18 protein-coding genes are annotated in these 14,376 nt (G+C 71.0%); 7 read left to right on the plus strand and 11 right to left on the minus strand.

Going from position 1 to position 14,376, the window contains the following annotated elements; translation table 11 throughout:
* Positions 1-15: 15 nt before the first annotated feature.
* Together DFI_RS03215 and DFI_RS03220 are read right to left on the minus strand one after the other, a co-directional pair.
* Positions 16-342: a hypothetical protein gene (locus DFI_RS03215; protein ID WP_027461919.1), complete on the minus strand. Its 327-nt coding sequence runs from the start codon at positions 340-342 to the stop codon at positions 16-18.
* Between the two features lie 74 nt (positions 343-416).
* Positions 417-1,004 (minus strand): YIP1 family protein, encoded by a 588-nt coding sequence (locus DFI_RS03220; protein ID WP_027461920.1) that lies wholly within the window; start codon positions 1,002-1,004, stop codon positions 417-419.
* 137 nt (positions 1,005-1,141) lie between these two features.
* Here DFI_RS03220 and DFI_RS03225 point away from each other — a divergent pair, with 137 nt between their 5' ends.
* The 4 genes from DFI_RS03225 (at position 1,142) to era (ending at position 4,085) form a co-directional block, all read left to right on the plus strand.
* Entirely contained in the window at positions 1,142-1,726 is a 585-nt protein-coding gene (locus tag DFI_RS03225) for a biotin transporter BioY (RefSeq protein ID WP_022800119.1), read from the plus strand.
* A 45-nt stretch (positions 1,727-1,771) separates the two neighbouring features.
* Positions 1,772-2,467, plus strand: a complete 696-nt coding sequence (locus DFI_RS03230; RefSeq protein WP_027461922.1) for an energy-coupling factor ABC transporter ATP-binding protein — start codon at positions 1,772-1,774, stop codon at positions 2,465-2,467.
* The gene (locus DFI_RS03235; protein ID WP_244940304.1) at positions 2,464-3,078 is read left to right on the plus strand and encodes an energy-coupling factor transporter transmembrane component T family protein; all 615 of its coding nucleotides are present in this window, start codon (positions 2,464-2,466) and stop codon (positions 3,076-3,078) included. The genes DFI_RS03230 and DFI_RS03235 overlap by 4 nt, the downstream gene beginning before the upstream one ends.
* A 77-nt stretch (positions 3,079-3,155) precedes the next feature.
* A complete protein-coding gene (gene era, locus DFI_RS03240; protein ID WP_022800116.1) occupies positions 3,156-4,085 on the plus strand; it encodes a GTPase Era in 930 nt (309 codons plus the stop codon).
* 155 nt (positions 4,086-4,240) lie between these two features.
* On the opposite strand, the gene DFI_RS03245 is transcribed toward era, so the two are convergent.
* The 8 genes from DFI_RS03245 to DFI_RS03280 form a co-directional block, all read right to left on the minus strand.
* A complete protein-coding gene (locus tag DFI_RS03245) occupies positions 4,241-5,167 on the minus strand; it encodes a hypothetical protein (RefSeq protein WP_043777007.1) in 927 nt (308 codons plus the stop codon).
* A 64-nt stretch (positions 5,168-5,231) separates the two neighbouring features.
* A complete protein-coding gene (locus DFI_RS03250; RefSeq protein ID WP_027461924.1) occupies positions 5,232-6,065 on the minus strand; it encodes a DUF72 domain-containing protein in 834 nt (277 codons plus the stop codon).
* Between the two features lie 63 nt (positions 6,066-6,128).
* The gene (locus DFI_RS03255; protein WP_027461925.1) at positions 6,129-6,536 is read right to left on the minus strand and encodes a response regulator; all 408 of its coding nucleotides are present in this window, start codon (positions 6,534-6,536) and stop codon (positions 6,129-6,131) included.
* Positions 6,537-6,783: 247 nt separating this feature from the next.
* A complete protein-coding gene (locus tag DFI_RS03260; protein WP_027461926.1) occupies positions 6,784-7,872 on the minus strand; it encodes a quinone-dependent dihydroorotate dehydrogenase in 1,089 nt (362 codons plus the stop codon).
* 72 nt (positions 7,873-7,944) lie between these two features.
* Positions 7,945-8,400, minus strand: a complete 456-nt coding sequence (locus tag DFI_RS03265; RefSeq protein WP_027461927.1) for an RrF2 family transcriptional regulator — start codon at positions 8,398-8,400, stop codon at positions 7,945-7,947.
* A 97-nt stretch (positions 8,401-8,497) separates the two neighbouring features.
* The gene (locus DFI_RS03270; RefSeq protein WP_027461928.1) at positions 8,498-9,160 is read right to left on the minus strand and encodes an HAD family hydrolase; all 663 of its coding nucleotides are present in this window, start codon (positions 9,158-9,160) and stop codon (positions 8,498-8,500) included.
* Complete coding sequence (locus DFI_RS03275) at positions 9,157-9,948, minus strand: alpha/beta fold hydrolase (RefSeq protein ID WP_043777009.1); 792 nt, start codon at positions 9,946-9,948, stop codon at positions 9,157-9,159. Before DFI_RS03275 ends, DFI_RS03270 begins: the two co-directional genes overlap by 4 nt.
* A gap of 26 nt (positions 9,949-9,974) precedes the next feature.
* Positions 9,975-10,859, minus strand: coding sequence for an RIO1 family regulatory kinase/ATPase domain-containing protein (locus tag DFI_RS03280; protein WP_027461930.1), 885 nt, complete (start codon positions 10,857-10,859; stop codon positions 9,975-9,977).
* A 253-nt stretch (positions 10,860-11,112) separates the two neighbouring features.
* Here DFI_RS03280 and DFI_RS03285 point away from each other — a divergent pair, with 253 nt between their 5' ends.
* Both DFI_RS03285 and DFI_RS03290 read left to right on the plus strand, forming a co-directional pair.
* Positions 11,113-12,093 (plus strand): NAD-dependent epimerase/dehydratase family protein, encoded by a 981-nt coding sequence (locus tag DFI_RS03285; RefSeq protein WP_027461931.1) that lies wholly within the window; start codon positions 11,113-11,115, stop codon positions 12,091-12,093.
* Between the two features lie 44 nt (positions 12,094-12,137).
* Complete coding sequence (locus DFI_RS03290; protein ID WP_244940354.1) at positions 12,138-13,055, plus strand: NAD-dependent epimerase/dehydratase family protein; 918 nt, start codon at positions 12,138-12,140, stop codon at positions 13,053-13,055.
* 1 nt (position 13,056) lies between these two features.
* Here DFI_RS03290 and DFI_RS03295 read toward each other — a convergent pair whose 3' ends face one another.
* Entirely contained in the window at positions 13,057-14,019 is a 963-nt protein-coding gene (locus DFI_RS03295; RefSeq protein WP_081425696.1) for an ABC transporter substrate-binding protein, read from the minus strand.
* Positions 14,020-14,102: 83 nt separating this feature from the next.
* On the opposite strand from DFI_RS03295, the gene DFI_RS03300 reads away from it, so the two are divergent.
* Positions 14,103-14,303, plus strand: a complete 201-nt coding sequence (locus DFI_RS03300; RefSeq protein WP_022800106.1) for a hypothetical protein — start codon at positions 14,103-14,105, stop codon at positions 14,301-14,303.
* The last annotated feature ends 73 nt before the right edge of the window (positions 14,304-14,376 follow it).

The following is a 14,376-nucleotide window of genomic DNA, read 5'->3' on the forward strand; positions in this document are numbered from 1 at the left end:
CTGGTCTGGCCCTGCTCAGCTCTCGTCGATCTGACGCAGGTTCTCCAGCCGCTGCGCGAGGTCGCCCAGGCCCAGGGCGCGCAGGGCCTTGGTGGCGCGGGTCAGGCCAGGTTCGTCCACGCGGCCCTGGTTCCATCCGGCGATCAGCATCGCGCAGCCCTGCAACGCGTCCGACACGCTTTCCTTGTGGAACATGGCGGCCAGGTTGCCGGGCTGGGCGGGGGTGGTCTGCTGAACCTGCGCCTGGGCGTCCAGGATCACCTGCATGAAGATCTGGTCGAGCCGGGCGCGGTCCTGCGCGCTGATTTCCTTGCCGGCGCTCTGGGGGTCACGGTGCGTCATCCGCGTCAGTGTAGGCGAGCGCCGCCCATGAAAAAGAGGCCCCGCGGGGGGCCTCGTCGGCAGGGGGGCGGGGATCAGCGGCCGAGGCTGAAGATCCCCAGCATGATGGTGCCGATCACGCCGCCCACCAGGAAGTTCGCCACGGCGGCGAGCAGCAGCGTGATGATGGCGCTGCCCTGGTCGCGCAGGTTCATGCTGGACTGCACGGCCAGGTACCCGAAGTACGCCATGGCCAGCGAGATCACGAAGCTGACCAGCCAGCCGAGGATGGGGATGATCCCGATCAGGGTGGCCAGGATGCTGAGCGGCACGAAGAACAGCGCGAAGGAGTAGGCGACCTCGGCGTAGGTCCCGCTGCCGCGGAAGAGGTTCTTGCCGATCAGGTACACGGCGCCCGTGAAGATCAGGAACTGCAGCGGGATGGTGATCAGGCGCGTGAGGAACTGCCCGACCACGGTGACGTCCGAGTGGAACGGCGCGAAGATCGCGGCGATCACGGCGGACACCAGCGCGGCCAGCGCCACGTAGATGAAGGCCTGCGTGGTCCCGCCGCGGCGTTCGAAGCGTTCGAAGGTGTGGGGGCTGGGCTGCGCCAGCACGGCCGTGCTCTGGCCGAACATGTCGCTGACCGTGGCCTGGACCTGCGTGGTGGTCTTCGTCATGCCCCACAGTACGCGGCCGGGGGGCTGTGGGTTGCGCGTGAGAATTTGAACCTGCATCACTCTTTCGTTCAGTGCAAACGGACGGTCTCTGAACGAAGTGCAGTTTTTCCCGCCCGCCCCATGCCACAATGCCGGCCGTGAACACCGCCCGCACCGCCCCCCTGACCACCCGGGACATCGTGTACATCGCGCTCTTCGCGGCCATCATGGCGGCCCTGGCCGTCATCCCGCCCATCAACCTCGCCACCGGCGTGCCCATCACCTCCCAGACCCTGGGCGTGGGCCTGGCCGGCGCGATCCTGGGCGCGCGGCGCGGCGGGCTGGCCATGCTGCTGTTCCTGCTGCTCGTCGCCCTGGGCCTGCCCCTGCTGGTCGGCGGGCGCGGCGGCGCGGGCGTGTTCGCCGGCCCCACCGGCGGCTTCCTGGTCGCGTGGCCCGTCGCGGCGTACCTGATCGGCCTGCTCACCGAACGCTACTGGCAGCGCCTGACCGTCCCGGTCGCCTTCGGGATCATCTTCCTGACCAGCGTGGTCGTGATGTACAGCATCGGGAACGCGTGGCTCAGCTACAGCGCGAACATGCCCTTCCTCAAGGCGCTGCTCGCCTCGGGCCCCTTCCTGCCCGGCGACGCCCTGAAGGCCCTGATCGCCGCGTTCGCCGCCGTGACCGTCAAGCGCGCCAACCCGATCATCCGCCCCGCGCCCGTCGCCGCCGCCCGGTGAGGTGAGGGCCATGCCCCAGGCCCAGCCGACAGGGGAGGCCGCGCCGTGATCTCCCTGGAGAACGTCACCTTCGGGTACGACGGCCGCGCCCCGCTGCTGCAAGACCTGACCGTCACCCTGGGCGAGCGGCGCATCGGGGTGATCGGCAGCAACGGCAGCGGCAAGAGCACCTTCGCCCGGCTCCTGAACGGCCTCCTCACGCCCACCGCCGGCCGCGTCACCGTGGACGGCCTGGACACCCGCACGCACGGCCGGGACGTGCGCCGCCGCGTGGGCTTCGTGTTCCAGAACCCGGACAGCCAGATCGTGTTTCCCATCGTGGAGGAGGACCTCGCGTTCGGGCTCAAGCCCCTGAAGCTCGCGCCGGCCGAGCAGGAGGCCCGCATCACGGAGGTGCTGGCCCGCTACGACCTGCAGGCGTACCGGCAGCACCCCAGCCACGCGCTCAGCGGCGGGCAGAAACAGCTGCTGGCGCTGTCCGGCGTGCTGGTCATGCGCCCCGAGTACCTGATCCTGGACGAACCCACCACCCTGCTGGACCTGCGCAACCGCACCCGCGTCGCGCGCGCCATCCGGGACCTCCCGCAGACCGTGATCGCCGTGACGCACGACCTGGATCTCCTGCACGACTTCGACCGGGTGCTGGTGTTCGACGGCGGGCAACTGATCCTGGACGCCGCCCCGCCCGAGGCGCTGGCCCACTACCGGGCCCTGATGACCGGAGAGGGCGGGACCGCGTGACGGCCCGCGGGCAGGCGGCCGGCCTGCTGGGCCTGTACGTGCCGCGCCCCTCCCCGCTGCACGCCCTGAAGCCCGGCCCGAAACTGCTGGCGCTGCTGCTGGCCGGCGCCGGCGTGTTCGCACTGCGCAGCCCGGGGCCGCTGCTGCTCGTCCTGGCGGCCGTGGTCGGCTTGTACAGCGTCGCCCGGCTGGGCGGCCGGGTCCTGTGGGGCCAGCTGCGGCCCACGCTGGCCCTGCTGGCCTTCTTCTTCGCGGTGCAGGCCCTGACCGTGAACGTGGACAGCGGCGTGGTCACCGTCCTGCGCTTCGCCGTGATGATCCTGCTCGCCTCTCTGCTCACGCTCACCACCCGCACCAGCGACCTGCTCGCCACCCTGGAACGCGCCCTGCAGCCCCTGCAGCGCGTGGGCGTGAACCCGGAGAAGGTCAGCCTCGCCGTGTCCCTCACGCTGAGATTCATTCCCGTGGTGATCGGCATCGTTGCCGAGGTCCGTGACGCGCAGCGCGCCCGCGGTCTGGACGGCAGCGTCCTGGCGCTGGCCGTGCCCGTCATCATCCGCACCCTGCGCATGGCCGACGACATCGCCGACGCCATCGACGCCCGCTCCTGAAGCGCGCCCGGCAGGACGTCACCGTTCCCTCAAGGCCGCCGGACCCGCAACACAGGCGCTCATGAGACAATCAGGGGATGACGGACCCCACCCCCCAGCCCGACCAGACCGAAGCGCAGACCCACAGCGGGTTTGTCGCCATCGTCGGCAAGCCGAACGTCGGCAAGAGCACCCTCCTGAACAGCTTCCTGGGCACCAAGGTCGCGCCCACCAGCCCCCGCCCCCAGACCACCCGCCGCGACGTGCGCGGCATCTACACCACCGACACGCACCAGATCGTTTTCGTGGACACCCCCGGCGTGCACAAACCCAAGGACGCCCTCGGCAAGTACATGAACCACGAGGTCCAGAGCGCCCTGGCCGACGTGGACGCCATCGTCTGGGTGGTGGACCTGCGCCACCCCCCCACGGACGAGGACCGCCTGGTCGCCAACCAGATCCGCGACCTGCCCAAACCCCTGTTCCTGGTCGGCAACAAGACCGACGCCGCCAAGTACCCGGACGAGGCCATGAAACTCTACGGCGCCCTGCTGGAAGGCCGCGAGTCGGAGAGCAGCGAGACCATGCTCTCCGCGCAGAACAACCCGGGCGCCGTGGGCACCCTGCGCGAACAGATCCTGGACGCCCTGCCGGAAAACCCCTTCTTCTACCCGCGCGGCGCCGCCAGCGACCAGACCCGCGAGATGTGGGCGGCCGAGATCATCCGCGAGGAAGCCATGAAAAAACTCCGCGACGAGCTGCCCTACGCCGTCGCCACCCGCGTGAACCGCTGGACGGAACGCGACGACGGCCTCCAGCGCATCGAGGGCGAGATCGTCGTGGAGAAAAACGCCCACAAGGGCATGGTCATCGGCAGTGGCGGCAAGCAGCTGCGCGAGATCGGGCAGGCCGCCCGCAAGCAGCTGGAAGTGTTCCTGAGCAAGAAGGTGTACCTGGGCCTGGAGGTCATCGTGATCCCCGGCTGGCGCGAGGACGAGGAAGCGCTGCGGGAACTCGGGTACGAATAAGAGCCAAGAGCGAAGCCTCCTGGGCCGCCTGATCAAGTCGTGTGAGCGGCCGCCCGCGAGCGGATGGGGCCACCCAACGTTGAACAGCCATCCGCTCCATCGAACGAACCGCCTCCTTTGCAGAGGCGGTTCTTTTCCTCCCGATTCCTCTCCGGTTACTTCCAGGTCGCGGCGATTCGTCCGGCGTTCATGGTCACCCAGGCCATGGTCTGGCTGCTCGGCTGGCTGATGGCGCTGTGGTCGTCCTGCCGGGAGACGTACAGGTGCAGGCCGCGCCGCGTGCCGTCCAGGCGGAGGTTGGGCGTGCGGTCGGCGAGGTAGTTCAGCGGCAGGCCGCCGCCGGGGCCGGGGGAGGCGAAGCGGTACTTGCTGTGCACCTCCAGGTTCAGGGTGACGTTGTCGGGCACGATGTCCTTGCTCAGGCGCGGGCCTTTGGGCGTCGCCTGGTACTGGCAGGCGCTGGGCACGCCGGGCTGCCCGGCCAGCAGGGTGTTCAGGGTGGCCGCACTCGCGCTGACGGCCGCACTGAAGTCCGTCTGGAAGAACAGGCACGCGGCGTCCAGGTCGATCATCAGGTCGTACGTGACCTGCGGGGTGACGCGCGGCAGGTAGTGAATCCACGGGCCGCCCTGCGAGTGGCTGAACAGCACCAGCCGGGGCCGGTCCGGTCCGGGCCAGGTGGCCTGGATGCGCTGCACGTCCGCCAGCAGTGCCAGGAAGCCCCGCTGCGGCTCACGGATGGCCGGGGACTGGGTGGTGGCGGGCAGCTGGCTGGCGTACGCGGCGACCTGCACGCTCAGGCCCTGGCTGGTGAATGCGGCGGCGAGGGCGTCGGTGGTGCCGCGCGCGCCGAGGGTGTCGTGGTTGTCGCGCGGGGCACGGCAGGGGGGGCCGCAGCGGCCGCTGACGGTCAGCAGGATCACGTCCGGGCGGGGCCCCGCGAGGTCCAGGGCGGGCGTCTGGGCGGGCCGCACCGACCGGGCGGGCGGTTGCAGCAGGGGCGTGTGGCTGGGGGCGCAGGCGCTCAGGGCCAGGCTGAACAGCACGGTCAGGGCAGGCAGCAGGGAAGGGCGGGAGCGCATGTGCGGCCAGTGTAGGCAGCGGCGCGTCACGAAACGGTGACTTCGGACCGGGGGGAGGGGCCGCTCACAGCAGTCGGGGTTCGGGGGCGTCCAGCGGGTCGGGCGCCTGGACGGGAATGCCGCGGGCGTTCAGGGCGGCGCGCAGCATGGGAATGTTGTGCAGCGCGTGTCCTTTGGTGGTGTTGGCGAAGAACACGTACAGTTCGCTCAGGTCGCCCTGCACCAGCGCGATCTTCTCGGCCCATTCGTCCATCTCGTCGCGGGTGTAGCGGTAGTCGTGGCGTTCGCTGGCGCTCTGGCCGTCCCACCAGTTGCCCTTGTTGCGGCCGTGCAGGCGCAGGTAGCCCACGTCCCCGGTCACGTGCACCTGCGGTTCGGGCATCCCGCCCACCGGGGGGTAGTCGGGGCTGACCCAGATCACGCCGAGTTCACGCATGCCGTCCCGCACCTCGGGGCGGTCCCAGCCGCCGTGCCGGAGTTCCACGGCGAGCTCGTGCCCGGCGAAGCGCTCGGTGAGGCGCGCCAGGTACCGGCGGTTCTCGGCGGTGCGGTGAAAGGAGTATGGGAACTGCGCCAGGTAGGGGCCCATCACGCCGGCGTCCCGCAGGGGTTCGGGGCTCTGCAGCATGCGGTCGAAGTCGTCGTCGGTGGGCGCGCGGTCGTGCGTGAAGACCTTGTGCAGCTTCACCGCGAAGCGCACCCGGTTCCCGCTCTTGCGGGCCATGCCCTCGAAGGCTTTCAGGCCGGGAATGCCGTAGAAACTGCTGTTGAGTTCCACGGCGTCGAAGTGCGCGGCGTAGGCCGTGAGGTACTCGTCCTTGCGCACGCCGGCGTAGATCAGGCCGTTCTCGGCCCAGTCGTCGTTCGTGTACCCGGCACACCCGATGTAGACCCGCATGCCCGTCAGGCTAGCGTGCGGGTGGGGCGCGAAAGTGCAAGCGGCGTGAAGTTTTCCCGGGGCTCAGGTGGGGCGGCGGTTCAGGTTCGCCCAGAAGTCCGTGATGGTGCGCACCGTCGCGCGGAACTGCGTGAAGTCCAGCGGTTTGATCACGTACGCGGTCGCGCCGTGCCGGTAGCAGTCGGCGATGTCGCGTTCCTCGCCGCTGGTGGTGAGCATCACGACCGGGATCATGCGGGTGCGGGGGTCACTGCGCACGGCGTCCAGCACCGCCAGACCGTCCATGTTCGGCATCTTCAGGTCCAGCAGGATCAGGTCGGGTCTGATGCCGCCGCGCAGCAGCGCGACCGCTTCGGTGCCGCCGGGCGCGACCGCGATGCCCTCGCGGATGCCGCAGGCGTCCAGGGCGTCCAGGGCCAGTTCCACATCGTTTGGGTTGTCGTCAACCAAGAGGATGGTGGGTGCGGTCAAGGAGTCCTCCTGCACGCGGAAAGGGGCCGGGGAGACGGCGGGGGGTCCTGCAACTATGAAGAGTCTATCAGCAAACCGTAAAGAGCACGTGGGGTGAAGCCACGGGTCCATTGGCCCTTCCTCGCCTGAAAAGGGGCCATGACACCGAAGAATTTCTGTTGCGCATTCTTCGGCAGCGGCCTCATCTGGATAAAGGCTCCGCCACCAGATTGAACTCAGTAAAGTATGTTGTCCTGTGCCGCTCAGGTCAGGCGTCCACGCCCACCGCGTCCGCCACCGTGCGCAGGCCGTCGCGGGCCAGCAGCGCCGACAGCCCGCGGTTCAGCCGGCCCGGCAGGCCCGGCCCCTCGTAGATCAGGGCGCTGTACACCTCGACCAGCGACGCGCCCGCCCGGATCTTCGCGTAGGCGTCCTCGGGCGTGAAGATGCCGCCCACCCCCACGATCGGCACGCGGCCCCCGGTCAGCCGGTACGCGTCCCGGACCAGCCGCGTGGAGCGCTCGGTCAGGGGGCGCCCGCTCAGGCCGCCCGCCTCGCTGCGGCGCGGGTGGGTCAGGCCATCCCGGCTCAGGGTGGTGTTGCTGATGATCAGCCCGTCCGCGCCGGCCTCCAGCACGGCGTTCACGCTCGCCTCGAAATCGGCCGGGTGCAGGTCCGGGGCGAGTTTCACCAGCACCGGCGGCGCGCGGCGCGCGGTGCGGACCCGCTGCGCGTCCACCTCATTCACGACCGCCCGCACGAGCGTCGCGAGGTCACCGGCGGCCTGCAAAGCCCGCAGCCCCGGCGTGTTCGGGCTGCTCACGTTGACCACAAAGCCGTCAGCCACGTCGTACAGGCCGGTCACGCAGCGCAGGTAGTCCTGCACGGCGGCCTCGTTCGGCGTGTCCTTGTTCTTCCCGATGTTCACCCACACCGGTGCGGCCCGGTGCGGCACGGCCGCCAGGCGCGACAGCAGCGCGTACTTCCCCTCGTTGTTGAAGCCCATGCGGTTGATCAGCGCCTCGTCCGGCGGCAGTCGGAAGAGCCGGGGCCGGTCGTTGCCGGGCTGCGGCCGGGGCGTGACCGTGCCCACCTCCAGAAACCCGAAGCCCAGCGCCGTGAAGGCCGGAACGGCCACGCCGTTCTTGTCCAGGCCGGCCGCCAGCCCCACCGGGCCGGGGAACGTGCGGCCCCACAGCGTCTGCGTGAGGCGCGGGTCGGCCGGAGCCGTCACGCGGCGCAGCAGGCGCGGCCACCCGGGTAGCACGGAGGCGTGTTCCAGGGCCCGCAGGGTCAGGTGGTGGGCGTCCTCGGCGTCCAGGCGGAACAGGGCCGGGCGGACCAGGCGGCGGTACAGGGCGGGCGGGAGCGGCGACACGCCCCACAGCATAGGCGGTGGGGCGTGCGGGCCGCCGGCGGGGCCGGACGGTCAGGCGCGGGTGAACATGGGTTCCAGCTGCACCAGCCGGGCGTGTTCCATGCGGTCGCTTTCCTCGATCAGGTCGGCAAGCGTGGTGCCGCCCAGGACGTCCCGCAGCGCGGTGTCCACCCGCTGCCAGAGGTGCTGGGTGCCGCACACGTTCTGCTGGTCGCAGACGTGGTTGTCCTCCACGCAGGACACCGGGGCGATGCTGCCTTCCATGGCGGTCACGACGTCGTAGGCGTTGATGTCCCGCGCGGGCCGGGCGAGGCGGTAGCCGCCGTGCGCGCCCCGGATGCTCTTGATGAACCCGGCGCGGCGCAGGTTGCTGGCGATCTGTTCCAGGTAGTGCTGGCTGATGCCCTGGCGCTCGGCGACATCCTTGAGGGGAACGGCCCCGTCCGGGCGGCGGCCGATTTCGATCAGCGCCCGCAGGCCGTACTGAGCTTTCGTCGAGACCCACATGCGCCCAGTCTACCCCGGAATTCCGGGCGGATTGTACGGGATTCCTGATCTGGGCCCGCCGCTGTCCCGGCGGAATGGATTCCGGGCCCTCCGGCCGTCACGGCGCCGGGAACAGGGACAGGACGTCCCGCAGGTCCCGGAGCACCGCGTCCGGCCGCTCCCCGTTCAGGGCGTGGCCGGTGGGCAGGAACGCGGCCCGCAGTTTGGCCGTCTGCGGCCCCGCGACATCGTTCCGGGGTGAATCGCCCACGAACCACGTCTCCGCGGCCGGCACCCCCAGGCGCTCCAGGGCCAGGGCGTAGATGCGCGGGTCCGGTTTGGACAGCCCCACCGCGCGGCTGATGACCACGTCGTCCACCCGCCCGGTCAGGTCGCAGCGGTTCAGGCAGCGGGTCTGGGCGTCCACCCAGCCGTTCGTCACGATGCCCACCTTCAGTCCCCGCGCCCGCAACGCCTCCAGCACCTCGTGGGCGTGTGGCATGGGCCGGGCGTCGTCCAGGGCCGTGTCGAAATCGGCGAACAGCACGTCCGGGGCAAGGTCCAGCCCGAATTCCCGGATCAGCTGTGGGAACACCAGCCTCTTGGACCGGTACCCGAAGTCGTCCAGTTCCAGGAAGCGCGCGGCGTACCCGGCCCCCAGCCCGAAACGGCGGGTGTGCCCTTCCAGCCAGTGGCGCACGGTGCCGGGACGGTCGTGCAGGGTGCCGTCCAGATCGAAGAGAACGGCGCGGACCGGCCGGGGAGTTTCGTCGGGCGTCACAGCGCCTGAAGATACCGGTCCAGCCGGGCATTGAAGGCCTCCGGAGCCTCCAGCGCCGGCAGGTGCGCCACGCCCGGCATCACCTCCAGGGCGGCGTGCGGCATCCGCTGCGCCGCGTGCTCACTGGCCTGCCGGATGTGCGGCAGGTCCAGATCGCCCACCACCACCAGGGCCGGGCAGGTCACCTCCGCCAGCCGGGGGTAGGCGGGCGTCTCCGGCGGGGTGGCGGGCGGCGCCGGGGTGCGCAGCGCGCGGCCGTTCATGTCCAGAAACAGCGTCCGGACCGGGCCCGTCACGCGGCCTTCCGGGCAGCCGGGGCCGTCCAGCCACATCCAGGCCTCGATCTCGTTCAGGCGGTCCAGGTCGCCGGCCGCCTCGGCCGCCTCCCCCAGGGCGTCCACGTGCAGGACCGCGTCCGGCCACGCCGTGAATTCCGGCGCGCCGCCCACCGCCGGCCCGACCAGCACCAGGCCGGCCACGCGCTCCGGGTGGGCCAGCGTGAAGTCCAGCGCGTGCCGCCCGCCGTTCGAGTTGCCCACCAGCACCGCCCGGTCCAGGCCGGCCGCTTCCATGACCGCCAGGATGTCGGCGGTGGGGGAGAAGGGCGTGGGCTCGGCGGTGGTGTGCCCGTATCCGCGGGCGTCGAAGGCGCCGACCCGCCGCGCCCGGGCAAAGTGCGTGAGCTGCGCCTCCCAGGCGCGGGAGTCGGCCACGCCGGCATGCAGGAACAGCAGGGGGAGCGCGGGGCCGCTGCCGCCCTGCACGCCGCGCAACGTGGCGCCGGGCACGCTCACCTCGAAGGGGGTCAGGGCGCTCAGGGCAGCACCATGCGCGGCTCGGGCCCGGGGCCCAGGGCGCGGCGCTGCACCTCGCGCAGGGTGGTCTCGCCGGACTCGTGAATGCCGTGCCGGCGGAAGCTGACCGCCAGGCTCTCGGCGTCGCGGCGCAGCAGGTCACGGAAGTTCGGGTTCTGCCGGGTCGTGAGTTGTGGAAAATCGATCATGATCACGGTGTTCTCCCACCACAGAAGGTTGTAGGTGCTGTAGTCCCCGTGCGCGTAGCCCAGCCGCAGCAGGTCGGCCATGCCCTGCACGGCCTGCGCCCAGGCGGCCCGGGCTTCGTCGGGGGTCAGTCGGGCCTCGCTCAGGCGCGGGGCGGGGTGATCCTCGGTCCCGATCAGGCGCATCAGCACGGCGGGGGGCGTGGCGCTGTACTCGAAGGGCGTCGGGCCGACCAGCGGTTCGGGCACGTTCAGGCCGGCGGCCCACAGGTGCCACAGGCGGGCGTACTCGGCCATCACCCAGTCCTGCTGCAGGAATTCCAGGCCGCGGCGGCTGCGGCTGTCCATGGCGCGTTTGGCGCGTTCGTCCAAGATCACCTGTCCCTCGCGGTACACGGCGTCGTTCTTGAAGCTGCGCGCGGCGAGGTCGCGGTAGATCTTGAGCAGGGCGGTGCCTTTCGGCGTGCGGGCCACGTAGGCGGTCGCTTCCTTGCCGCTCTTGAGTTCCGCCACGACTTCGGTCAGGAGGCCCAGGTCGGTCAGGCGGCGGATGAGGTCGTCGCGGTCGTCGCCGCTCTCGTCATCGTTGGTCAGGTCGGCCAGTCGGCGGCGGCCCTGCGGTTTCGTCCGCTTGCGGCGGATGGTCTGGACGGCGCTGAAGTCGCGGTCGTCCTCGTCCCAGTGGTGGCGGGCGCTCACACGCGCCCCCGTGGGCCCTCAGCCCAGGCGGGAAACTCCGGCGGCAGGGGCTGCGTTCTCGGTGGTAGTGGAATCAAAGTCACTCCGGATAGCGGTGAGAAGTCCTCTCAGGGTCGCGGTCTGGGTATCAGTGTTGATGTCCGTCATAGCAGCACCTCCTTTTCGGTACGTGCGCCTACCGTAGCAGGCCAATGTGGGCAGCGTCACTAGGCCAGGATGCCTAGCACCTGCCGGAGCGCCCGAGAATGCCGGCATGGACATCCTGGTACTGGGCGGTACCCGCTTCGTCGGGCGGCACATCGTGGAAGCGTTCCTGGCGGCCGGGCATGCGGTCAGCGTGTTCACGCGCGGCACCTCCCCGGATAGCGACCTGCCCGGCGCAGAGCACCTGCGCGGCGACCGCAACGGCGGCGACGCCGGGCACGCCGCCCTGCGCGGCCGCACCTGGGACGCCTGCGTGGACGTGAGCGGCTACACCCCACGGCAACTGCACGCCAGCACGGGCCTGCTGCGGGGCCAGGTCAAGCAGTACGTGTTCGTCAGCACCGTCAGCGTGTACGCCGAGCAGGGCCGCCACCCCATCCGCGAGGACGACCCGCTGTTCCCGCCCGCCGCAGACGACGTGACGGAGGTCACCGGCGAGACATACGGGCCCCTCAAGGTCCGCTGCGAACAGATCGTGCAGGAGGCTTTCGGGCCGGCGTGTGTGATCCTGCGCCCGCAGCTGGTCGCCGGCCCCGGCGACTACACCGCCCGCTACCCGTACTGGCCGGACCGCGTGGCCCGCGGCGGGACCGTCCTGGCGGCCGGCGCGGACGCGGACTTCATGCAGGTCATCGACGCCCGCGACCTTGCCCGCTTCGCCGTCACCGCCGTCGAGGAGAACCTCAGCGGCGTTTTCAACATGGCCGGGCCCCGCGTGGGCTGGCGGGAATTCCTGACCATGCAGGGGGCCGTCGACGTTCACTGGACCACCCCTGAGGCCCTGGAACGGGCGGGCGTGGAGTTCACCGAGCTGCCCATCTACCTGCCGGCGAACGGCGAGCAGGGCGGCATCATGGACGTCAGCAACGACCGCGCCCGGGCCGCCGGCCTGACCCTCACCGACCCGCTCGCGACCGCGCAGGACACCCGCGCCTGGAGTGCGCCCCGCGACACCGTCTACAGCTTCACGCCGGAGCGCGAGGCGGAAGTGCTGGCCCTGCTGGGCGTGGAGGACGCACGCACGTCCTGATCCTGGGCGGCACCGGGTTCATCGGCACCCACGTCGCCCGGACCCTGCACGGGTGCGGGCACGCGGTCAGCGTGCTGTCCCGCGGCGGCCAGCCAGCGGCCCTGCCGGACGGCGTGGAGCCCCTGACCGGTGACCGGGAAGGCCCGGATCACGGCGTGGGCGCCTTGCGGAGGCGCACCTGGGACGCCTGCGTGGACCTGAGCGGATACCTGCCCCGCAGCGTGCGCGCCAGCGTGGAGGCCCTGCCGGACGTCCGGCGGTACGTGTACGTGAGTGCCGTCGCCACGTACCGCGACCCGCCCGCCGGCCCCGTCACCGAGGCCTTCCCGCAGCGCGCCCTGGTGCCCGACGACGCTGCGCCTCGCGTGGCAGACCTTGACAACCGCACCTACGGCCCCTTCAAGGTCCGTTGCGAGCGGCTGGTGCAGGCCGCCTTCGGGCCGCGCGCCACGGTGCTGCGCCCACAGGTCGTCACCGGCCCCGGCGACCCCACCCGGCGCTACACGTACTGGCTGGCCCGCGCCGCGCGGCCCGGGCCGATGCTCGCGCCCGGCACCGGCCAGGACCACTTGCAGGTGATCGACGTGCGCGACGTTGCCCGCTTCACGCGGCGCGTGCTGGAAGAGGACCTCGGCGGGGCGTTCAACCTGGCCGGGCCGCGCCTCCCCTGGGCGGAGTTCATCGGCCTGACCGGCGCGCCCGATCCCGTCTGGATCGGCGCGGACCGGCTGGAAGCCGCAGGGTTGACGCTCTCGAAACTGCCGCTGTTCCGCCCGGCCGGCAGCCCCCTGGCGGGCCTGATGCATGTCAGCAGCGACCGCGCCCAGGCGGCCGGCCTGACCCTCACCGACCCGCTCACGACCATCCGCGACACCACGCCCACCGCCCTTAGAACGGACCACCCGGACGCGCTGAGCCCCCAGGAGGAAGCCGCCCTGCTGCGCGCCGCCCGGGACGCCTGAATTACTTCAGGGCGCGGGTGATCAGGGCGTTCGTGTAGAACGCCGAGGCTTTCGTGCCGGCCCGCAGATGGCCCTGCTTGACCAGCGCCGCGATGGCCTTGTCCCACGCGGCCGGGTTGTTCGCGCCCAGGCCGTTCTGGGCGGTGTACGCGCTGCTCATCAGCGGCACGCTGGCCTTCAGGATGTCCAGTGTGCCGCCGCCCGCGCCGAACACCGGCTGCGCCACCTTGAACGCCTGCGCCGGCGAGGCGATCGTGAACTTCATGCCGCGCTGGCTGGCCCGCACGACCCGCCGCGCCAGGTCGGACTTCAGGTTCTGGTCGCGGGTGATCATGCCCACGCCCACCATCGGGTAGGCGGCGGTGGTGTCCAGCGTGTACACCCGCTGCCCGGCGGCGCGCAGCTGCACGACCTCGTTGTTCACGTACCCGGCGGCGGCGTCCACCCGGCCGGCCCGCACGGCGTCCAGCTGCGTGAAGCCCACGCTGGCCAGCTTCACGTCCCGGCCTTCTGTCAGCTTCGCGCTGTCCAGCAGCGCCTTGACGGCGTGGTAGCTGCTCCCGAACGGCCCCGGGATGCCCAGCGTCTTGCCTTTCAGGCTGGCCGCCCCGGACAGCGGCTTGGTGCTGAAGACCGTCACCGGATTTTTCTGGTACATCGCGAGCACGTACTTCACGTCCCGCCCCTGGTTCCGGGCGAACACGGCGTCCTCGGGGTCGCCGACCACGAAATCCAGCCTGCCGCTCAGCAACAGCGGCATCAGCTCGGACACGTATCCATGCTGGAACTTCACGGTGATGCCCTCGGCCTTGAAGTACCCCAGCCGGTCCGCGACGTAGAACGGCGTGAACTGCACGTTCGGCAGGTACCCCAGGCCGATGTTCACGGTCCGCGTCTGCGCGCCCGCGCACGAGGCGAACGTCACGGCGAACCCCAGCAGGAGAGCGGGCTTGATGCGCGTCATGCGGCCGAGTATAGGCTGGGGCCCCCAGACGTGACCGTGGCGCGGGGCGTCTGCCCGGTCCCCGCATGGCAGGCTGGAGGGATATGGACCTGAACTCCTGGACGCCCGACGACAACGCCCGGCGGTTCGCCACCCTGATCGCCACGGCCCTGGGGACCTTCACGTTCATCGCCCTGTGGCTGGGCCTAGGCTGGAACGGCCTGCTCGCCCTGGGCGGGGGCGTCCTGACCGGCGTGGTGCTCCAGCCGCTGCTGCGGGTGCTGCTGCGCACCCTGTTCCGCTGAACTGAAGCTCAAATTTTCCCCAAGTTCACCCCGGGCACCCACGCGGCATCCTGAAGGGGCCATGGGCCACGCC

The sequence above is a fragment of the Deinococcus ficus genome (assembly GCF_003444775.1).
GTDB classification, from domain to species: Bacteria; Deinococcota; Deinococci; order Deinococcales; family Deinococcaceae; genus Deinococcus; species Deinococcus ficus.